This is a genomic window from Stenotrophomonas aracearum (assembly GCF_031834615.1).
GTDB classification, from domain to species: domain Bacteria; phylum Pseudomonadota; class Gammaproteobacteria; order Xanthomonadales; family Xanthomonadaceae; genus Stenotrophomonas; species Stenotrophomonas aracearum.
This window is the reverse complement of sequence record NZ_CP115543.1, coordinates 3,957,819-3,979,268: the sequence shown is the minus strand read 5'-3', so window position 1 is coordinate 3,979,268 and position 21,450 is coordinate 3,957,819. Positions and strand designations below refer to the sequence as shown.

General features: G+C 58.1%; 15 protein-coding genes. 5 read left to right on the top strand and 10 right to left on the bottom strand.

Going from position 1 to position 21,450, the window contains the following annotated elements:
- Window positions 1-237: 237 nt before the first annotated feature.
- The 3 genes from PDM28_RS17855 to PDM28_RS17845 form a co-directional block, all read right to left on the bottom strand.
- On the bottom strand, window positions 238-1,911 hold the full coding sequence (locus PDM28_RS17855; protein ID WP_311183062.1) for a hypothetical protein: 1,674 nt from the start codon (window positions 1,909-1,911) through the stop codon (window positions 238-240).
- A gap of 91 nt (window positions 1,912-2,002) precedes the next feature.
- Window positions 2,003-3,067: a hypothetical protein gene (locus PDM28_RS17850; protein ID WP_311183061.1), complete on the bottom strand. Its 1,065-nt coding sequence runs from the start codon at window positions 3,065-3,067 to the stop codon at window positions 2,003-2,005.
- Between the two features lie 252 nt (window positions 3,068-3,319).
- Window positions 3,320-3,589: a helix-turn-helix domain-containing protein gene (locus PDM28_RS17845; RefSeq protein WP_125360003.1), complete on the bottom strand. Its 270-nt coding sequence runs from the start codon at window positions 3,587-3,589 to the stop codon at window positions 3,320-3,322.
- 77 nt (window positions 3,590-3,666) lie between these two features.
- On the opposite strand from PDM28_RS17845, the gene PDM28_RS17840 reads away from it, so the two are divergent.
- The 4 genes from PDM28_RS17840 to PDM28_RS17825 all read left to right on the top strand — a co-directional run bounded on the left by PDM28_RS17840 (window position 3,667) and on the right by PDM28_RS17825 (window position 9,546).
- The gene (locus PDM28_RS17840) at window positions 3,667-4,005 is read left to right on the top strand and encodes a hypothetical protein (RefSeq protein WP_125360002.1); all 339 of its coding nucleotides are present in this window, start codon (window positions 3,667-3,669) and stop codon (window positions 4,003-4,005) included.
- Between the two features lie 705 nt (window positions 4,006-4,710).
- On the top strand, window positions 4,711-7,887 hold the full coding sequence (locus PDM28_RS17835; protein ID WP_311183060.1) for a hypothetical protein: 3,177 nt from the start codon (window positions 4,711-4,713) through the stop codon (window positions 7,885-7,887).
- A complete protein-coding gene (locus tag PDM28_RS17830; protein WP_125360000.1) occupies window positions 7,868-8,329 on the top strand; it encodes a DNA-binding transcriptional response regulator in 462 nt (153 codons plus the stop codon). Before PDM28_RS17835 ends, PDM28_RS17830 begins: the two co-directional genes overlap by 20 nt.
- Window positions 8,326-9,546: a phosphorylase family protein gene (locus PDM28_RS17825; RefSeq protein ID WP_125359999.1), complete on the top strand. Its 1,221-nt coding sequence runs from the start codon at window positions 8,326-8,328 to the stop codon at window positions 9,544-9,546. Before PDM28_RS17830 ends, PDM28_RS17825 begins: the two co-directional genes overlap by 4 nt.
- A 47-nt stretch (window positions 9,547-9,593) precedes the next feature.
- Here the strand turns inward: PDM28_RS17825 and PDM28_RS19325 are convergent, their stop codons facing one another.
- A complete protein-coding gene (locus tag PDM28_RS19325) occupies window positions 9,594-9,956 on the bottom strand; it encodes a 3'-5' exonuclease (RefSeq protein ID WP_125359998.1) in 363 nt (120 codons plus the stop codon).
- 1,013 nt (window positions 9,957-10,969) lie between these two features.
- The gene (locus tag PDM28_RS17820; RefSeq protein ID WP_125359996.1) at window positions 10,970-11,890 is read right to left on the bottom strand and encodes a hypothetical protein; all 921 of its coding nucleotides are present in this window, start codon (window positions 11,888-11,890) and stop codon (window positions 10,970-10,972) included.
- A gap of 89 nt (window positions 11,891-11,979) precedes the next feature.
- Between PDM28_RS17820 and PDM28_RS17815 the strand changes: the two genes are divergently transcribed.
- Window positions 11,980-12,435 carry a hypothetical protein gene (locus PDM28_RS17815; protein ID WP_311183059.1) on the top strand — a complete coding sequence of 152 codons (456 nt, stop codon included), beginning with the start codon at window positions 11,980-11,982 and terminating at the stop codon, window positions 12,433-12,435.
- A 239-nt stretch (window positions 12,436-12,674) separates the two neighbouring features.
- Here PDM28_RS17815 and PDM28_RS17810 read toward each other — a convergent pair whose 3' ends face one another.
- The 5 genes from PDM28_RS17810 to PDM28_RS17790 all read right to left on the bottom strand — a co-directional run bounded on the left by PDM28_RS17810 (window position 12,675) and on the right by PDM28_RS17790 (window position 21,211).
- Window positions 12,675-13,400, bottom strand: coding sequence for a response regulator transcription factor (locus tag PDM28_RS17810; protein WP_125359994.1), 726 nt, complete (start codon window positions 13,398-13,400; stop codon window positions 12,675-12,677).
- 2 nt (window positions 13,401-13,402) lie between these two features.
- Window positions 13,403-15,397, bottom strand: coding sequence for a heavy metal translocating P-type ATPase (locus tag PDM28_RS17805; protein WP_311183058.1), 1,995 nt, complete (start codon window positions 15,395-15,397; stop codon window positions 13,403-13,405).
- A 77-nt stretch (window positions 15,398-15,474) separates the two neighbouring features.
- On the bottom strand, window positions 15,475-18,702 hold the full coding sequence (locus PDM28_RS17800; protein ID WP_125359992.1) for an efflux RND transporter permease subunit: 3,228 nt from the start codon (window positions 18,700-18,702) through the stop codon (window positions 15,475-15,477).
- Between the two features lie 11 nt (window positions 18,703-18,713).
- The gene (locus tag PDM28_RS17795; RefSeq protein WP_125359991.1) at window positions 18,714-19,961 is read right to left on the bottom strand and encodes an efflux RND transporter periplasmic adaptor subunit; all 1,248 of its coding nucleotides are present in this window, start codon (window positions 19,959-19,961) and stop codon (window positions 18,714-18,716) included.
- Entirely contained in the window at window positions 19,958-21,211 is a 1,254-nt protein-coding gene (locus PDM28_RS17790) for a TolC family protein (RefSeq protein ID WP_125359990.1), read from the bottom strand. Before PDM28_RS17790 ends, PDM28_RS17795 begins: the two co-directional genes overlap by 4 nt.
- Window positions 21,212-21,450: the final 239 nt, after the last annotated feature.

Here is a 21,450-nt window from a genome sequence, read left to right as displayed (position 1 = left end):
GTCCATGATGCGCCATCTATCATCGGCCCCATCTCGGAAGTAGATGCGAGTGATCTTTCTGGCCATTGGAGTCAGGTCCCAGCATGAATCAGAAAAAACGCTTAGAACTGTTCCATTTGCTGCTACAGAGACCGGATGGTGCGGGGGAGGTGGGAAGCCAGGAACTTTGAAGTTTGGCGCAGTCGGCGACACACTTGGGTGGGTCAGGCTCAAGCTGAAGTGCATGTCTTCTTTCATCTAATTCAGCATCTCAATAGACGCCGCCCAGAATGGGTGATAGTTACGCTCGGTGACCCGTTCTCGGGATTCTTCGATCCACTGGCCTCTTACTGCGCTGGACTCAGCAAATGCAGTGACCTTCTGGCTGACGCGGAGCAGGATTGCCTCAACCGGTGGAGGCGGTCTGTTGGGCGCCTGGATGTGGGTTGCTAGCTCGGCGCGCTTTAGCTGCTGATATGTGACAAGCGACCAGGCGTAGTCGAAGCTAGACACATCTCGATGATACTTACAGAACATGCAGCCGGCTGCATTCAAGCAATCGGGAGTGGTCACGCCTTCAGGCATGCTAGCTATGGGACTCGGGCCATCACTGCTGGCGCAGTCGCCAGCCGCAGGTGGTGAACGGCTGGCTTCGCCCTCGGCATGAAATCGATTGATCTCGCTTGCGGCGACGGGATGGGATGGCCTCACGTAGACATCGCGGAGAGTCCGTTCAGTGTGTTGTGCCACTTCCGCCGCGACTGCATCACTGGATCTCACGCGGAACCAGTTGACGCGAAGACTGCGGAGCTTCTGAGGGCCAACGAATGGCAGTCCAACTTTCTTGCACTTGATGCGTACGGAGCTAAAGTTGGGGGGCGAATGCTCTGCAGGAATCGCAGACGGATAGTAGAACGGGAAGAGGCGATCGTCTTGGTCAATGGGTACAAACTCATCGAGCCACTCCAGGTAGCGCTGAAGAATTTTCTTGTACTCCTTGAACACTGTGAAGTTTACGTCGCCCCCCCTTCGTGCCTTGTATTGAGCGGAAACATGAATGTCGCTGTCTGCACTTTGGTAACGAAAGTGAGTTCTTCCCAATGAGTGGGCTTGGGCTAGGTTCATGCCCGTCTGAGAGAGAAAAATCAGAAGCTCACATTCAATCCGAAGGTTGACGAGCGTGTATCGCGTGCGAACAGTTCCGTCCTCTTCCCATAATTTTCGGTCGCGGATTACTACATTTCGGCTTCCAACAGAAGTGAGGCCCTGGAGTGCCCTTACGTTCTCCGGCGGCTTTAATTTGCACCATTCAGTGAGCGTATGCCCTGACTCTAGCTCTATCTGAACCGGGATTGATGACCGCACCTTCTCAACAGTGAGTTGATCGCATATCTGAACTAGAAATCTGCCGAAGTTGGATGCCTCCCCAAAGGAGATGGCATCGCTCTTTTTGTAGGGCGCGCGAGCTTTCGCGGCAAGCGCGGGCAGTCGCGTAAAGCGGACGATCGGGCGTTCAATGCCAAGGGCAGGAGTGAAGGTGCGGGACACGGCAGAAGCCAGATCTAATGCGGTCTGGATGTCGATCCTGTCTTTGCGTTGCGTCGCCCTAGGGTTTGCACCCAACGGCGCAGCTCTGGAATCTGGTAGCTTGACCAGGCCATTTGCCCTATCAATGAGATGATTGCACCAGTCTGTGAAGTCTGAAAAAGCTTCGGACTCGCCTTCTAGTCGACCTTCTCGGTCGCACCAGGCAAAGTAGTATCGAAGTGATCTGCAAGTGTTCCTTATCGATTGCGGGCTTGCACCGCTCTTGATCATGTCCGTTAGCCCCTTATGCACACTTCTCAAGAGTGAGAGTCTGCTTAGGATCGGTTCGCCCGCTCGGCGCTCTGAGATGATTCTGGCAGCAACGCCAATCATCGCCTCGGACATGCCAAGATACAGATGGTGCTGTAGATCCAGTGGAACCTGAGACGGGCCTTGCGGCAAGCCCGGAAGGGTGAGGTTCGGAATTCTAGGCTGCTTAGCGAGCATCGGTAAGTTTCAGGTAGCTTCGCGTGTACTCGTCCGCTAGAGAGGAGATGAGATCTCCGGTTTCTATGAACTTCACGTACTTCAGGGTTGTCGCAACGTCGGAGTGCAGCATTAGATCCCTCAACAGTGCTAGGGCGTCAGCTACCTTGAGATGCTTGAGAAACAGTCGAGCCGTGCTGGTTCCAAAAGTAGCGCGGGTCCTGTGGAACTTGAACCCGTTCATTGCGGTAAAGCGATCTTGCCTTGCGCGAGATCTAAGCCGTGAGATCTCCATCTCCATCGCGCGGTACTCATTCTCTCCGGCTTTTCCCGCGTATGGCTGGCCTGACCTAGTGAGGAACAGAAGGTCACGGTGCTCTGAGCTGGTGCTTGCCGATCTTCTTAGGCGTTTGGTACTCGTCGCATATGCAATCAGCGCATCAAGATCGCTCTTGTGGATGGGTATGGTGCCATTCGCATTGTGCTTGGTCGCGACCGGCGGCTGCGCCCCAGGCCCGACGCGAATCCTCATGAAGCCGGTCATGTTCGGATCGAGCGTGGCTCTATGTAGAGTTTGGACCTTGAGGTCCGATATTGTTCCAAGCCGAAGTCCTGTGCGGAATCCCAAACTCAGGAACAGCTGCAGCTCTTCCGTTCCATGCTGGCGCGCATATGCTTGGATTGACTCTTGGTCGTCTGCAGAGATGGGAAGCAGGTTGTCTTCGAGAGCTGTGGAAGAAGGTGCGGGCCTTTCTGGAATGCGAAGATCCGTGCTTAGTTTCAGAATTGTTCTTTCAAAGCCGAAGTTGGTTGAGACACGCACACCAATATGCCTGTCTTGCCACATCGGCCACTCAGGGGAAATGAGGTGGTGAGTGTTCGCCCAGCGGTAGAACTGGACGATGGCGCGAATCCTGGACGCGGCGGTCCGCCGGTTAATGCTGCCGGCAGCTATCTCTCGAATTAGAAATGATCGGTAGAGGAATAGGCACCTGTCCTCCTTGTCTGCTGGAAAGTGCCACCAGTGTGTACCCGTCTCCTCAAGCCACTTGGCATATGCGAGGAGGTGAGTCATTAGAGATTTTAATGTTGCGCCATCAACACCATTCTTCTGCGAGATCCATAAATTGACTTCTCGCCAAGGGCTGTTGTCCTGCCAAAAGATCATCGGCAGAGGGCCAAGGGAATTCTTAGCCCCTCCCGCTTCTCCACGGGATTGGCGTGCGACACGCTCCAAAACAGCCACTTGTCCATCCAGTCTTGTTACGTGGGCTTTTTGAGAATAGCATGTTACGTGTGCAGGGGCAGGGGTTCATGGCGAAAGTGGTCAACCACCATCTGACCCCGATAGCAGGCCGGCGTCACGAGTCGACTCAGCCTCCACCGACGTAAAGAGTGCGCCTAAGGACACCTTCAATCCCCCAGCCAGCCTATTGAGAGTGCCAATAGTCAAATTTGTTCTACCGCGCTCGATTCGCCCATAGTAGGCCCGATGCATCCCAATCTTATCTGCGAACGCCTCTTGGCTGAGGCCAAGGGCGACGCGACGAGCTCTAAGCGCGGAACCAATTTTGGGCAGTAGCTCATGTTCATCCATGAGCCAAAGCTATTGATCTGATACTTTTAAGACTACGACTTTAAAGGTAGGCTACTTAAAAGTATCGGTGGAGCACTATGCCTTTTTTTCTCGTATGTACCGATTTGGACTTCACTATCGAGCTTGGCCTTACGGAAGACGCGCAGAAGCGGATGCAGTGGCAGCTTTTGCGGCTTCAGGACGAAGGCAACTTGGCGGCATTCGGGAGTAAGCTCTCAACTGAGTTATCGAAGGCGTTTCCCGAACTGATTGATTGGGATCTTAAGGCCCCCACACCCGCGCAATTTGCCCTCGCAAAATCTCTATCACTGCAATTTGCGATGGATATTCCACAGGCGGCGAGAGAATCCAGATCCGAGATGCACAAGTTCATAGCAGAGCAATCCGCGCGGATCCGAGCAAAAAAAGCGACGTAGAATGTTCAGCGAGAATCGTCCGGCGGTTGCGAACTGCTACGGACGTAGGGGAAACGTCGCCTGACGGAGAGTGGGCTGGCTGGCAGCCAGCGCTGAGATGTGGATTGGGATAGGTCGCCCAGGATATTGCCTGGGGCGAGGCGCAGCTTTGCCTGCAATTGCGCAATCCCAAGAACAAAACCGCCTGGCGACATCATCCGACCCTCGCCATGGGTCTGGATCACTCGGCCTCGCACTCGCTGACCGCGAAGCCAGTTCCAACCCGATCTAAACCTCGATAGAGTACGCCGAGGCGGCCTCTCGCCACAGGCTAGAGTCGTTCGTAGAAGAACCCGCGATCGTCGAAACTACACTGCAAGGAAGATCATGGCCCGAAAAGGCAAACGGAAGCACTCGCTGCACCGCTCTATCGGCGCTGTTCGCCAGGGCGGGGACTTCGCTAGGGAGACTCTCTTTCTATTGAAGGCGAATAGCACGCCCGCGGAGCTCTTCGAGCGGTTCCCTAAGCTCATAAATGAGCCCAAACGTCTCCTTCCATTTCATGGCGAGCCTTTCCCTCAAGCCTACAAAGATATGTTCGGGATCCAAGCCGCCGGCGCACCCGTAGGGCCAGTTAATGAGGTCGTCTGGGCGGTGTGTAGATGCCTACTCCACAGCGACGCGATCGCTGAATACGTTGCGGCACGGAATAAATTTGAATCGAGTATGTTGCTGTCGCGGTTCGAAAATGCAGCGCAGTCTCTGATCTCGCATGAGAGGCGATTTGGTGTTTCATTATGGCTCGCACAAGCTTGGTTGACGCTTGGTGACAACGCGCCTCTGGTTGAGCGGCAGCGCGTCCAAGAACAGTTCGATGCCGCAGCGCCGAAGTCGATCTCAGCATTTCTGATTCATTACCTCTCTCGCCGAGCAGAGAGCCGTGGAACTAAGCGCTTCCTCAAAGACGAAGTTCTAGCTAAGCTCAATGATGTGTCAGACGTGTTCCGGAGCTACGCTGCGAGCCGAGTCAGCGATGTATCCACCGCCAACCCAAGTGAGCTTTCGGCCTACCTTTTCTTCGAGGCGCAAGCGAGCCTGATCGATCATTATGAGGCATTGGTCACAACGCTGCAGGATATGGCCACAGCTGATCGACTTCCGATGGTTGTTTCTGCGGCTTTGGAAAGGCCCGTCTCACTGCTACGCCGTCGCATTAAAGACCGCAGGCTCGACCCTCTTGGCTTGGCATTCGGATGTGTTGTAGAACTTGATGCCGGAGCTGAGGCTGTCGCCCGGGCGAAGATATTTGAGTCGTATTTCCAGAGCGGGTATGAAGACGTCCTGCAGCAGGGAGGTAAGTACCTGGCAGAGTGCGACCCCACTGATGCTGCAATGTTGACGCTCCTAGCGCGAGCAGCTGTACGGTCAGGCTGCGCGATTCCAAGTCTCTCCCCTGCGCATTCGGCCCTTTGCTCGAGCCTCATGAGCGTACTTCGCTTGGATGAAAATTCATACGGTGAGGCCACCTCGATCTTCTCTACGGTGGATGTGCATTACGGACATACCTGGGGTCTGTATCTTCGGGAGGTCGTTCTAGCCTGTCTTCAGCAGGAGAACGACAAGCCGATGATCGATCAGATGAAGACGATCGCGGTATACGACGCGTGGGTGTCGCCACTCACGCTTGCGTGCGCAAGGCCGACTGCTTTAAAGCAGGCTCGAGCATCCATCGTCGCCGCCGATCTTTATAGAACTACGCTGGCGTCCATTGAGCTGTTGTACTTCGGGAAAGACCCGAGCTCGTTGGGGGTGCAGATTTCTTTGAATCGCCACCGTGCCTACATTGCGCGTCACCTTCTTCAGACCGGTCGCGCGCAGGATGCGATCGAACAGCTAAATTGTCTTTTAGAAGATGCGCCGATCGCTGAGAGGTATCGCGTCCTCACCGCGCTAGCTATGGCGAAGACCAAGTGCGGGGCCCGGGGGGAAGCCGTGTCGTTATTGGTTGATGCGCACATCACGAATCCGGACGTGCCAACCTCGCTGCCACTCGATCTAGTAGTCAGCGGTCTAGCTGACGCGGCAACTTGGCCGGATACGATCGACGTGCCGCTAAGCTTTGAGTTGTTCAACGCGTTCTCGTCTGACGCCAGGTTGGCTCAATTGCGGTTTGCGTTCGAGCGGTTCCAAGAACACCACCAGATTCGGAGCGCCGCGGACGTTGTCCAGATTCTAGGGCCTTCCAACACGTCTAGAGCGATCCTGTATTTGGACCGGGTTTGGACGCCGGAAGTCATGCGGCAGACACTTCTTTACAATGGGACTGAGGAGATCGTGGAGGCGCGAATCAGTGTCTGTAGACAACTTGCGTCCCTTGACCCCGACGACGCTTCGCGCTATTTGGATGAAATTCGCGACCGAGTTAAGAAACAAGAGATCGCCAAGGGGACATCGCTGCTTGAGCAAAGCAAGGTCTACGTAGACATAGCCGCGATCAAACGAAGTCTGAAGTCAAAGATTGGGGGGCAGTATTCGCGATACAAAGCCAACGCCGGTGCAATCAGCGACCCTTCACATGCCGTGGTTGAAAGAATTGCGGATGCCCTGATGGACATTCCCATGACCGAGAGCATCTCGATTGGAAGGGCGCTCTCCAGTGTTCACTTGGTCGATGAGGCGGAAACCGAGACGGATAGCCAGTTCGATTCGATCTTCACCGAAGTAACCCACGAGTTTCTGCGTGGGGACCATGGGCTGAATGCTTACCTGAGTACCCGGGTCAGACACGGTGTCCTCGCGAACACGCTGAGGAAGCCTTTGGCGGACGAGCGCCTAATTAGCTCACGCAATGCCTCCGGTTCGGGATACAAGCCGAACGTCTACTGGGACGACAGATTTGAGGTGTATGACGGTGCCGCTCGGCAACGGGTAGCGACTTCCTTAGCCGCCTTCTCTGCGGAGTTCGACCGAATCCTGCACGAGCTCCGCGACGAACGGCTGCAAATATCCATATCTCACGGCGTCAAGGACGTTAGGCAAGACACGAAGGCAGCTTTCATCTATAGGTCTTCCAATTTAGAACGAAGGTTCATGCAGCGCTCTGCAATTCGATCCAGATCCATGGACGAGTTCATCGATGTATGTATTGACAACCTTTGGGATAAAACGGATGAGAACTTGCTCGAAGTGAGAGAGCTTCTGGACAGGACGATTAAGCCTGCTTTTACTTCCGCTTTCGAGCAGCTCACCGATAGTATCCACTCATTGCCATACAGTCAGGCGGTTGGAGATTTAAGAAATGGTATCGCACGCGCTAAAACACAACTTCGCATGCGGCTTGATGAAGTGTCGTCGTGGTTCCATCGCAGTCAAGTCTATGATCGACAAGACTACCAGCCGGGCCTGCCCGTAGACATTGCGCATAACATGATCGCAAAGACAGCATCTGAGTCCTCGCACGTGCCCACGATTGACGTGGGTTCATACGATAGAAGTGTTAGATTGCCAGGGCGGACCTTGGACGGAATGGTGGATGCATTCTACGTGGTGCTGTCGAATGCGGTGGAGCACTCTGGACTTGAGGGTGACGCACTCAACGTCTCTGTCTCGTTCGACATAACCCCGACTAGGTACTCGGCTAGAGTTGAGAGTTCCTTGGCTCCTAGCGTCCCGACGCAGAGCCAGCGAGACAGTGTAGCGGGGATTCGCGAAGGCCTAAGCAAGAGCGATTCTCTGAAACTTGCTCAAGTTGAAGGTGGTAGCGGCCTGCGTAAGCTCTGGCGCTCGATCAATTCCCCTTTCTATGAGGAGCCCCGCCTCGAATTTGGCTTTTCTGATGACCGCAAGTTCTATGTAGAAATTTCCTACAATATTCAGGCTCCGGATGAAAATTCTCCTAATTGAAGATGATGCTGACAAGTCCGCTGAGATAAGGGCCTTTGTTATGGAGCTTGTGCAAGGTGTTGACGTGGATGAGGCGCGATCGTTTAACTCAGCGCTGAAGGCAATCTGCAATCGCAGTGTTACCTATGACGCTGTGCTACTCGACATGAGTATGCCAAACTTTGACGTGGGGGCGGATGAACCATCTGGTGGGGCGCAGGAGAACTTTGCGGGACGAGATCTGCTGATGCAGATGAAGATGCGTCAGAGAACAATGCCAACCATAATCGTCACTATGTTTGACGGGTTCGGCGAAGGACAGAGTCGCGTGTCTATCGAAGACATAGCCTCAGAGATGAAAAGGACGTTCCCAAACTTCTATTTAGGCCATGTCTACTACAGCCAGACAGAAGACGCTTGGAAAGGTAGACTCACCGAACTATTGAAAGGAATTCTCAATTGACCGGCGTAAGAATCATTCTTGTTGATGATCAAGTGGACAAAGCTGCAGCGATTGTTTCGCCGCTGAAGAGCAGCTACGGTGATGCTGTGGACATCGTGCATGTTAGCAACGCTGTTGACGCCAGGAGGCGGATGCGTGAGTGTCGGTTCGACATCGCCCTTATCGACGTGAATCTTCCGGAAAGCATTGGGGACCGTCCCAGTCCGGAATCTGGATTCGCGCTGTTGGACCTGTTGACGGTTGACTCTAAAGCGATCCTCCCGGATGAGATCATCTTCGTGACCGCGCGAGAGGAGCTGGAGCAGGAAGCCATCACTAAGGCGACAGCCCGCGGCGCGTCCTTGCAGTTTTACAGAGAAGACGAGAACAGCTGGATCGATGTACTTACTGGTCGAGTGGGGTACATCATCAGCCGCAACGCACGGCATAGGACGCCTCCTGTCGATGTCGCCATCATCACGGCACTTAGTTCGCCGGAGCTTGACGCTGTCCTAGGCCTAAACTTCGGCTGGAATCCGCACAGTGTAGCTGGTGATCCCACTCGTTACTATCTCGGCACGACTACGGCTGGCTCGCGTAGACTGAAGGTAGTGGCCGCGTGCGCGCCTCGCAAGGGCATGCCTATGTCCGCCGCACTTGCGGCGAAGATAGCCCAAGTGTTCAAGCCAAGAGTTCTTTCGATGGTTGGGATTTGCGCAGGTGTCCGAGGTAAGGTTGAGATCGGCGATATCATTGTTGCCGACCCCACCTGGGATTGGGGAAGTGGAAAGCACGTTCAAGGGCCAGATCCACTGCCGGTGTTTCGGGCGGCCCCCTACCAAAGCGCGCTCAGGGGCGATATTGCCGCCCTAGTTCAAGCAGAGTGTCGAGATGCGAGGCTATGCGCCGAGGTCTCTGCGGGTTGGCGAGAATCGGTGCCGGCTGGCCGCCTATCCGTGCATATCGGGCCGATGGCTTCGGGCGCATCGGTGCTGGCGCACGACGGAGCAATTGCTCCGATCACTGAAGGCCACCGCGAGGTTATTGGCGTTGAGATGGAGGCATATGCAGTCATGGCGGCTGCAGAATTATGTGGGGCCACACCGCTCGTCATTAAATCTGTATGCGACTTTGCTGACTCGGAAAAGTCCGATGGTTGGCAAGCCTATGCGGCGTATACAAGCGCCTCCTTCTTGGCGCACTTGCTGCCGAAGCTTGCGGACGCCGATGTTTGCTAGCCGCGGTGGGCTGTCAGCATTCTCCAGGGCGACGAAACCTCGTCTGCTCAGTGTTTCAGGACACTGAGCTTAGCATCGATGGTCACGCGGAGACTGGGTTGACGCCAACTTGGAACGGGAAGCCGCATCGCAGGGCTAGAGGATGAAATAATCAAGGAAGATCTGGCACGCGAAAGTGCAACGTAGAAGAGCCTAGCGCGGGTCCCTTCGTCCCTCTCTTGATAAAAGTGGGCTGCCTTTGGGATAGATACCCGTTCAAACTCCAGGCCCTTCAGCAAAAGCGGAGTCGATATCGTGCGCTTCCGCAGATGCCTGCCGGTGTGACTTACGCGCTGCCTAAATTGCGAAGGCGCTGCTTGCCAAGGTTTCGCTTTTTCCCTCAGCGAGGGCCGCAAGTGCCTTCGTTGCATCTCGAATCAGCTCCGCACGTATGGTCGGTCTCAGGGGCGTGTCCTCCGGATGACCCTTTCACAATAACCGGGCCCGGTCGCCCAGGGTGAGACACGATGGCCACTGTTTTGCCTATAGTCGGCTAACCACAGTCATTGATCTAAACGCATTGGTGCGCGCGATCTGATTCGAGGAATGCTCCTACCTTCCCCTTTGAAACAATGATGACGCAGAGCGAAAATCTTCTCGAAACCTCATCGCGCGCTTCCCTTCGGCATGCGCGAGTGTCGGGACCAAGCTCGCAAGAGCAACTACAGCTGCTTGGTTCCTCCAACTCGACGCGGCCATCTGCGCAATCTCACCTAAGTATCAGCTAGCTTGGAATCAACGCAGCTGAGCTTCAAGATGGTCCCGCACTGTCTCAAGGGCACGCGCAGACCCGCTACACATCAGCCGAATGGCTGGGTCACCACCGAACCGAGGGGCCGAATTGGCGCGATGAATCCATGTATCAGCCTGAGCTGCATCCGGGAACAGGCTGTGCAAGGCTCCGTAGATCGATATCGCGTTCACGATCCGGAGAAGCACCGTGTCATCGACCATTCGGTTCACATCTTCATCTGAGCGCGGCAGCTCGGACAGGGTCAGTATCTGACTTTGCTCATCCTCAGACAACCGCCAAGCCTGCGCGATTCGTACGAAGGTCCGAATCGCGGCAGCTTTCAGGTCTAAGACTTGACAAACAGGTGGCTGAGACATGGCCCGATACCCTCCTTAAGTCTGGTCCGAGAATACTCTTTCTGGTACACGTCAAGCGACAGTTATCGGCGGCCAACCACCTGCCGGCCATTAGGCCCACAGTTCAAAGGCTTTCCAGACAAGCGACCTAGGCCCCCAGACCTGCATAGGACAACGGTCTCCTTCCCAATGCACAAGGGTCGCCTTCTTTTTATTGGATGAAGACGCGTCTAGCTGGCGACTATGGCCATTAGAGTACCGGCCCAGTTGCATACGCTCGCTTCCGCGGTCCCAGTCAACGAACACTCGAAATAACAAGCCTCAGCCTTCGTCGTCCGTGTTCGACCGTTCGAAGTTGAGCTTTTGTCTGGATCGCAACCTGCCTGAGATCACTGCGATGGTAATTCAGTAGCGCCTCAAGGCGAACCAGAGTGACACGAAATCTGTCCAGCCACACTCTACGCAGGCCCTCGTCCTGCCACCGGAGCGATAGCGCCTCAGGAATTGAGACAGCACGTACCCCTCGATCGCGGCTTTCGAGCAATGCTCGCTCTTCCTGCTGCTGCCACATGCGAATGTCGTCCATGTTCATCGGCAGTGCACGTTCATCCAGCCGAAGCGAGATCACTTTAGGATCGCCTCTCGATACATCAACCATCCTTGCTTCAACCAAGGTCGACTCCAGCAGTCCAATCTGATCAACAATCTCGGCAGCTTTCGCGGTAGCACCGATGCTCGCCACCTCACTCCGCCTTTCCCGCCATCCACTGACAGCGTCCACTTCTGATGCCCACTGCAATAACCTGCATGGGCATACCACCCCCCTTCGTACCAGCCCCCGACTACCTGAAAGGGAGGCAAATATTGCATTTTCACCGGCATGCTTTTTGCTCAGCGCCAACAGTGCTCTGGGTGGGACACTCAGCACAGCGGCCGCCTGCTGTAGAGTGAGCGGGAGCGTACCAGCTACTTCGCTGTGACAGCGCATTGCCTCGCTGATGATAGCGCTACGTAATGCTGGCCAAGGAACACCCAGTCCGCGTTTGAACGAATTCTCGCTCATGAAATACTTCTTGTAGCGTTCTATCAGGATAGCCTCTACCCGCTTATCCCTCCCGGGAGTTCTTCTCTCCAACATGTCCCGACCCACCTCATCACTTTCCAAGTCCATTTTCCGACTATTCGCTTTATCGCCTCCGCCGGCTTTCTCTTCCACGCTTCTGCCGCCTTCGGACTGGCCCCTTGGCAGCCACTTCCCCTGGGTCACCGTTCACCAGGCTCCTGCTATGCCAAGTACTCAACGCCATGTCGCCGGCAAAGAATCGCAAAACTGAGCGAATCATTGGCGAAAAGGAGACTAATGGGTCGTTCAACAGCGCCTGCCAGTATCTGGCGACAGCGAGCGCAGAGAGTCCCGAGGCCAAGATGCACGCCGTAAACCAACTTTCACTTACTCTGTCGAGCGACGGCTCATCGTGGGCTACCAGGAACGCGGTGAGCACCAACGCCGCCGATTGTAGAAGCATGACGAATATTGTAGGGGCGAACTTCGCGCGACAACGTGCCGCCGCAACAAGCGATTCTACTGAGGAATATAGAACTAGGGACGCGCCAACAAACAATGCCAACACTCTATCAAGCTCGCTCGATGTCACGCACGCAATGAAGACGGCGATGGCTGCCAGTAGCGCAACCATGAGAGTCCATCGCGAAAAAACCGCACGATTTCTAGCGCGCGTGTTCGACATGGCCGGCATCTGATCCACAATCGCGGCACTGACCCAAGCCATGGTCATGCTGGACGCAGTAACCGTGGCCGGGATCCACATCATCCACTCGTGTGGCTTGGGCGCATACGGCTGCATTGCCAAGATTCCCCAAAGCGAGGCTGAAGCGAACACTGCAGCCGGCACGCCGGCAAGCCAACCACCTTTCATGACTGACCTCGATCAACTTTCACCAACCAGGCACGGCCGGTATCAATGCAGAAGCCATTTCGTTCAATCATAGCTTCCAGAGCCCTCCATCACTGCTGCGCGCATCTCCATCGAGGTCTGAATAGAAAGCCTGTATCCAAACCGCGGAAGTGTGTGGATCAATTTGTCCTTGAATGGCCCGTCCACGGTCTTGCGAAGGCTAGACATTTGTGAGCGCAATAAGTCATGGTCAGGTGTCTGATGACCCCACACCGCGCGTTCGAGATGCTCCCTGGGAACGGCTCCAGGGCTCTCGCGCATCAGGACCTCTAGAAGCTTCCAAGACGCAGGATAGAGGTGAAGGCGGTTTCCCGCGCGGAATGCCTCGAGAGTGGCCAAGTCCATAGTCAAGTTGCCAACGGAAAGGCGGCGCATCCCGACTCTGCCGCGAGAACGGGCCACTAGTGCTTCTAGGCGAACCTCCAGCTCCAGTGGATCGAACGGCTTTGTGACAAAGTCGTCAGTGCCTGTCCGAAAGGCCTCTACTTTGCTGGCGATATCTGCCATGGACGCAAGCATCAGCAATGGAACGGAAGAATTGTGTTCACGTCGCAATCTGCGTACCACGTCCAATCCGCTCATCCGCGGAAGGTCCCAGTCGACAATTATCGCGTCATAGCTGTTTGACACAGAAAGATGTAAGCCTGTGATCCCATCCAGGGCAACGTCCACGGTGTGATGCTTGGCTTCCAATTCGTCAAGTAGCGTGCGAACGAGATACCGATCGCTGTCAATTAGCAGGATGTCCACGATCAGGGTGCCCGAAACCCGAGCAGCCGCAGCGCGTTGATGACGACCAGAAGAGTAGTTCCTTCATGGACTGCAACCGCAGGGCCGATACCTAAGCCCAGAACCGTGGCAGGAACCAGCAAAGCGACCACGCCAAGGCTAACGTACAGATTCTGACGAATGACCTTCTTAGTGCGCCGGCTGAGGGCTACCGAGAAGGCCACCTGCCGCAGATCTTCCGACATGAGTGCAACGTCCGCAGTCTCCAGAGCGACGTCCGAGGACGCCGCGCCCATTGCGATACCAACGTTGGCGCTGGCCATGGCAGGTGCGTCATTGACGCCATCGCCAACCATCGCGATCCTTTGGCTAGCCTTGATCTCACGTATCGCGGAAACCTTGTCGTCTGGCATGAGGTTGCCCCACGCTTCATCGACACCGACGTCGCTGCCTACAGATTGCGCGACCAACTGGTGATCACCAGAGATCATGATCATCCTGCTCACGCCTAGTCCACGCAATCTGTCCAGCGCATCGCGCGCCTCGGACCGCGGTGTGTCCATCAAGCCGATGACGCCAAGATCCCTGTCGCCCAGTCTCACCGCCATTGTCGTTCGGCCGCGATTGCGCAGCGTTGCGATACCTTCTTTGGCGGACGAGCCTAAAGCCGGAACCCCGTCAGCCCCAAACATTTCAGCCTTCCCGATCCAGGCAGGCTGGCCATCAACCTCCGCTCGTACTCCTCGTCCGGCGAGATTCTCAAATCCACTGGCTACCACTGCGACCTGGCCGGAAAGGCGCGTCCTACCGTCTGCAACGATGGCGGCCGCCAATGGGTGGTCGCTCAGCGCTTCCACGGCGACGCTGATCTCTAGTAACTCCTTCTCGGTTACGCCCTCCGCCACGACAATGTCGGTTACGCGGGGCTTGCCCTCGGTCAGGGTCCCGGTCTTGTCAAAGGCAATTGCCGTGACCATGCCGAGCTCCTCCAGCGGGGCACCGCCCTTGATCAGTACTCCGCTACGCGCGGCCCGGGCAATGCCGGCTAGAACAGCGCTTGGGGTGGCAATGGCCAATGCGCACGGACTGGCTGCAACCAGCACGGCCATGGACCGGTAAAAGCTGTCACGGAACGGCTCGTCAATCACCACCCACGAGAACAGCAGAATGCCAGAGAGGGCGAGAACACAGGGAACGAAGATGCGCTCAAACTTGTCCGTAAGACGTTGAGTGGGTGATTTTCGTGTCTCGGCCTCGCTGACCATCTTGACCACGCGTGCAAGCGCGGATTCCGTAGAGCGCCGGCTAACCTCCACCTCCAACGCTCCGGAACCGTTGATGGTGCCTGCAAACACTCTAGACGCCATGTCAACTGCATCGGGACGACGCCTCGCTTCTTCGGCGTCAGGCACCGGATGTTTGTCCACCGGAATGCTCTCACCTGTCACCGGTGCCTGGTTGACGTTGCTGGATCCCTTGACCACGAAGCCATCGGCGGGCAACCGATCATTCGCTCTCACCAGAACGACGTCGCCGGGCTCCAGCGCCGAAACAGGCACCTCCACCGGCCCGCCTTGCTTAACCACCAGGGCAGTCTCGGGTGCCAGCTTGGCGAGTGCCTCGATGGCGCGCTTGGCCCGACCCATAGCGTAGTTTTCCAACGAATGACCCAGGCTGAAGAGGAACAACAGCAATGCGCCCTCAGCCCAGGCTCCGAGGGTGGCGGCCCCTGCTGCCGCAACCAGCATGAGCGTATCGATCTCGAAGCGCTTCTTTCGAATGTTTTCAATTGCTTCGCGCAGGGTGAACCATCCACCGAATACGTAGGCTAGCATGTAGAACGCCGTGGGCAACCATGCGATACCGAACGCACCCGACTTCTCAATGATGAAGCCGGTCACGAGGAGCAGCCCGCAGACTATGGCGAACAGCAGCTCGGCATTGACTCCAAACAGGCCGCCATGGGAATGGGCATCCCCCTGATTCGGGGATGCGCCAGCTTCTGTTGCTTGGCTCATCTCTATTCTCCGATTTTGATCTGATCATTCAAGGCTCGAGCGCAGCAAATTCTGCGCCCGAGCTCGGTGTCAGCTAATCAGTGATCTTCGTCCTTTCCTACTGCGACGGTGCTTGGCTTGGCTATGCGGCCAGCAAAGGTGGGAAGCACCAGCAACGTGAGGATGGTCGCGGTGAGCAAGCCACCGATAACGACGGTAGCGAGCGGCTTCTGGACTTCTGCACCCGAACCGCTGGCGATCGCCATGGGGATGAAGCCGACAATGGCCACCAGCGCAGTGGTGAGCACGGCGCGGATACGACTCGCTGCGCCATTGAGGGACGCCACCAACGGTGCATCGCCTGCATCAAGCCGCTCCCGGATGGCTTGCATCAGCACCAGGCCGTTCAGCGTGGCGACGCCGGACACCGCAATGAACCCCACGGCTGCGGACACCGAGAACGGCATGCCCCTCAGCAGCAAAGCCAGGATTCCGCCCACCAGCGCCAGCGGTACGCAGCTGAACACAAGAATGGCTTCTTTGGCGCTGCGCAGTGCCATGAACAGCAGAGCACCAATCAACAGGAACACGACAGGAACCACTGCCGCCAGTCGCTTCTCTGCCCGCTGCAGGTTCTCGAACTGCCCGCCCCAGGTGAGATAGGAACCTGCAGGAAGCTTCACGTCCGCTACCGCCGTCTGCGCTTCGCCAACAAACCCACCCAGGTCACGCCCACGGACGTTGGCTTGCACCACGACTCGACGGCTGCCGTTGTTTCGACTGATCTGATTTGGTCCTTCGCTTATGGTGATCCGAGCGACGGACGAAAGCGGTATCACCGCACCAGAGGGTGTGGCAATGGGCAACGAGCTAAGCTGGTCCGGATCATTGCGTGCCGCGTCATCCAGACGCACCACCACGTCAAAGCGGCGATCACCCTCGAAGATCTTTCCCGCAGCAGTGCCGCCGATGCCAGTCGACAGAGCATCGCTCACGTCCGCTGCGGTCAACCCGTATTGCGCGGCTGCCAGATGGTCGATCTTGACGTTCAGGGTTGGCAGGCCGGAGATCTGCTCGACCCGCACGTCCGCGGAGCCTTGGACGCCACGCAGTTTGAGCGCCACCTGGTCTGCGACCTTCTGCAACTCACCGAAGTCATCACCGTAGATCATCACGGCAAGATCGGTACGCACACCGGAGATGAGCTCGTTGAAGCGCAGCTCAATGGGTTGACTGAACTCGAAACTGTTGCCGAGCTGCTTCGACGCCACGGACTCGAACCGCCCCACCAGCTCATCCTTGGAAAGCTTCGGATCCGGCCATGCGCTTCTGGGCTTCAGCACAATCACGCTGTCGGAAATGTTGGTGGGCATCGGGTCGATGGCCGCCTCCGCAGTACCAGTCCGGGAGAACACCGTCTCCACTTCCGGCTCCTTCGCAATGGCCTTCTCTAGTGCCAACTGCATGGCCAGGGACTGCTCCAACGAGGTGGAGGGAACCCGCAGCGCCTGCATGGCCAAGTTGCCCTCATCCAGCGTGGGCATGAACTCGCGCCCCAGCATCATGAACGAGGTCACGCCTACCGCTAGTGTCAGTACCGCGCCTCCGAGCACCACGCGCGGCATGGCGACAGCACGCTCGATCACAGGCTCGATTCGGGTGCGCAGCACCTTGATTAGCTTGGTCTCGTGCTCGCCGTGATGGAGCTCTTCGCCGGGCTTCATCTTCGGCTCGCGCACCCACAGGGCGGTCAAGGCCGGCACCAGGGTAAAGGAGAAGATGAAGGCACCCAAGAGCGCCAGCATGAAGGTGGCCGCCATCGGCTGGAAGGTTTTTCCTTCGACGCCTTCGAGGGTCATGATCGGCAGGAAGACCAACAGAATGATCAACTGACCAAAAGCCGCCGGTCGCGCCATCTTCTTGGCCGATTCCGTGGCTATCTTCATCCGTTCCATGGCCGTCAGCGGCCTGCCCAGTTCGGCGCGGCGCTGCCCCAGCATCAGAAGCGTGGATTCAATAACAATCACTGCGCCATCCACGAGGATACCGAAGTCCAACGCACCCAGGCTCATCAGGTTGCCGCTGATCCCGAACCGGTTCATGCCGATCACGGCAAACAGGAACGACAGCGGAATGACGAGCGCCGTAATAGTCGCCGCGCGCAGGTTGCCCAGCAGCAGGAACAGCACCACCACGACCAGCAGCGCACCTTCGGTCAGGTTCTTGGCAACGGTCTTGATGGTCGAATTGACGAGCTGGCTACGGTCGAGCACTGGCACCGCAAAGATGTTGGGCGGAAGCGACTTGTTCACCTCGACCAATCGGTCCGCTGCGGACTGCGCCACCGTGCGGCTGTTGCCGCCGGCGATCATCAGCGCCGTGCCCAGCACGGCCTCATGTCCGTTGCGGCTTGCGGCACCCAGTCGCGGTGCGCGGCTGAGTTCGACGTCGGCAACGTCGGCGACGCGGATCACCACCCCGTCCTTGGTCGCCACGGGTGACTGCGCCAGGTCGCTGGTCGTCAACGCCAGACCATCGGCGCGGACCACGAGGCCTTCGCCTGCACGCTGGACGAAGCCTGCACCGGCCTGCACGTTCGACCGCTCCAGTGCCTGGACGAGGTCGTTCAACCCCAATCCGTAAGCCGCCAGGCGTGCGCTGTCCGGATGGACCCCGTACTCCTTCACGTAGCCGCCCACGGTATCCACGCCGGCAAGGCCGGGGCTGGAACGCATCTGCGGGGCGATGATCCAGTCCTGCACGGTACGCAGGTAGGTGGCACGCTCTTCGGCGGTAGTGAGCCTGTTACCCTCCGGCGTGAGGTAGACCTCGCCCTCCTGCCAGCCTGCCTGCCCCTTGGGTGCCAGGTTCTTCGGATCGTAGTCGGTGAAGTCCACCGTCCACATGAGAACCTCACCCAGGCCGGTGGTCACCGGTGACAGGACCGGGGACACACCTTCGGGCAGGCTGTCCGCCGCTTCGCGCATGCGTTCGGCCACCTGCTGGCGCGCGAAGTAGATGTCGGTCTGGTCGGTGAAGATCGCCGTGACCTGCGAGAAGCCGTTGCGCGACAGCGAGCGTGTGGTGTTCAGCCCCGGGATGCCGGCCAACGCGGTCTCAAGCGGGTACGTCACCTGCCGCTCGATCTGCTCAGGGGTGAGCGCCGGCGCGATCGAGTTGATCTGCACCTGTCTGTTGGTTATGTCCGGTACCGCGTCAATGGGCAATTTGCTCAGCTGGAACAAGCCCCAGCTGGCCACCATCGCGGCAAGGAACACCACCAACCAGCGGAAACGGACCGCTGATTCTATGATGATAGTGAACATATATGGATTCCTTAGTGGCCGTGCTCGGCTTCACCCTTGGCCAGTTCGGCCTTGAGCAGGAAGGCATTGGTACCGACGATGCGCTCGGTGCCATTGAGGCCGTTGACGATTTCGACGCTGCCGCCGGCACGACGCCCGACCATGACCGGGGTAGCCTTGAAGCCTTCCGGGGTTTCGACGAACACCACGCTGTTGCCGTCCACCGTCTGCACGGCGTCGGCCGGGACGCTCAGCGAATCTGCGTCTCCGTCAGCCACCACGAGCGCCGAAATCGGTGATCCGGCAGGCGGCAACGCCGCCGTCAGGGGCTTCGCGCGGATGACCGTGGTACCACCCTGCTGGCGAATGTCAGCGGCCACGCCAGTGACTTCTGCCTGGAATGCCCCGGTCGGTGCGGTCACTTCCAGCTTCATGCCGGCGGCGACCTGTGAGGCCAATGCGGGAGGTGCGGTAAACACCAGTTCGTTCATGTCCGGGTTCGAGACGTCTGCCACCACGCTGCCCGCCGACACCACTCCACCCGGCGTGACCTGCACGTTGCCGACCACCCCCGAAACCGGGCTGGTAATGCTCACCCGGCCGGAACTGTCGGGCGAGCCGTTGGCTGCGGCTTGGGCACGGGCCGCTGCAGCGGCTGCCTCCGCAGCAATCGAGCGCGCGCGAGACGTCTCCATCTCTTGGCGTGCAACGACACCTTGCTCAACCAGTGCCTTGTCGCGGCCGTACACCAGGCGGGCGACTTCGGCCTCCGCGCCCGCCGAGACGGCCGCCGCGCGGAAGGTGGCGGCGTCGCCGCTGACCACGACAGCAAGTGTCTGGTTGGCCTTGACCTGTGAGCCCGGCGCAACCAGCACTCGCTCCACGCGGCCGGTCACCGTCGCGGCCACCGATGCGCGCGCCCCGATCGAGGGCTCTACGCGTCCGGCAATGCGCGTGGAAGCGCCGCCACCACGCCCCACGGCGATTACGCCCACTCCTGATGCCTTGATCTGGTCGGCCGTCAGTTGGACCACACCCTCCGGTGCCTCTTCTTCTGCGTGCGCGCCAGGGGCTTCCCCGGCATGGTCATCGGCGGGCTTGGCACCGTCCTCGCCTTCACCTTCACCCTCCGCATGACCGTGGCCGTCTTCATTGGCCGACGCGTCCTTCTCTGTGGTGGGGGCTTCACTAGAACCTTGGCAGGCGGTCAAGCCACCAGTAAGGACCAGGGCAGACAGCAGCAGCGCGCCGACGAGAATGGGATTACGAGGCTTGTTCATTTCTGCTCCAGAAAGGGGGCGCGTCCTTCGAGACGGGCAAGTTCAATTTCGGCGGCCACGCGCGCGAGCCTTGCGTCAACGGCGGAGGCCCGCGCGGCGATCAACGTCGAACGCGTGCTGCGCAGTTCCAATTGGGATATCCGGCCGGCTTCAAAGCCGATGCGAGCAAGGCGGTAGGCCTCTTCACCGGCCGTGACGCTTTCGTCAGCGGCACGCGTTCGGCTGTTGGATGCCTTCAATGACGCAATCGCGGAAACCCGATTTGCTTCACTCTCGCGCTTCTGCTGTTCAAGACGAGCATCAGCGGCTCGCTGCTCGGCGTATGCCGCACGAATGCCGCCGCTGTTCCGGTCGAAGAGTGGGATTGAGAGACTCACGCCGATGTTGTACGCACGCTCGCCTGCCTGGCGGAAGTTTGTCTGCGCCACGGTTGCGCTCAGGTCGGGAAGCGCGCGCTTGCGCTCCACGTCCACGAGCCTGCCCGCCGTCGCCGCTTCTGCCTCTGCGATCCGGACCGCCAATGCCGCACGAGCGTCGCCGGTAGGCATGGGCGGGGCGCGATCCAGGAGGCTTTCACTTATTGCGTCAACCGACGCATCCAGCTGTGCTGCACCGGCCAACCGAGCAAGGGCCGCGTCCCGGAACGCCAAGGCTTCATCCAGAGCCGCTTTGGCGTTGGACACTTCACTCTGCGCCTGCACTGCCCGGAGCTGAGGCTCGCGACCTTGCTGGACCATGGCGCTCGTGGCGGCGGCATCTTCCTGAATCAGCTGGAGTGCCTCGTTGGCTAGATCATAGCGTCGCAGTGCGCTTTCGGCCTGTGCGTAGGTCGTTGCGAGCAGTGCGGCCACTTCGCTCCGACTCAGCTCGCTACGCAGTCCCGCAGCCTGGGCTTCGCTTTGTGCCGCACGCACACGTGCACCGCGCTGGCCAAACAACTCCAGCGGCTGAGAAAGGGTGATGATCGAATCAGCGTTGCTGGTACCACGGTACGCGCCAGTACCTTGGGCATTCTCAAGGTCGTAAGAAACCGTGGGGTTCTTAAGCGCACGGGCCTGTTGAACACGCGCATCGGCGGCTTCAGACAATGCGACGCCTTGAATGGTGCCAGACAACTGATCAAGACGACCCAGCAGGTCGTCATAGGAGGGAGAAGCTTGCGCGGCGGCAGGCCCCGCCGGCGCGAGCGCCAGCAGGACAGCCACGAACAGCCCGGCCGCATGCAGCGGCCGACGTGTGGAGGTCGACATGTAGAGTTTTCCAGAGATGAAAAGAAACCAGATCCCGCAATGTGCGGGTCAAGCTCTGATCAGCCCTGGGGTGGGCGCGTTAGCCCGTCTAGAACAACCGCATCGCCATTAGCGCCGGTATGAGCGTTCCAAACCGCCGGAAGCGTCAACTGCGGCGGGGTCGCGGCTTCCAAAGGAAGGCTGGCACTGGCATGGTGGCAGTGGCCGTGGCTACATCCGGCCCCCGGGACCTCATGGTC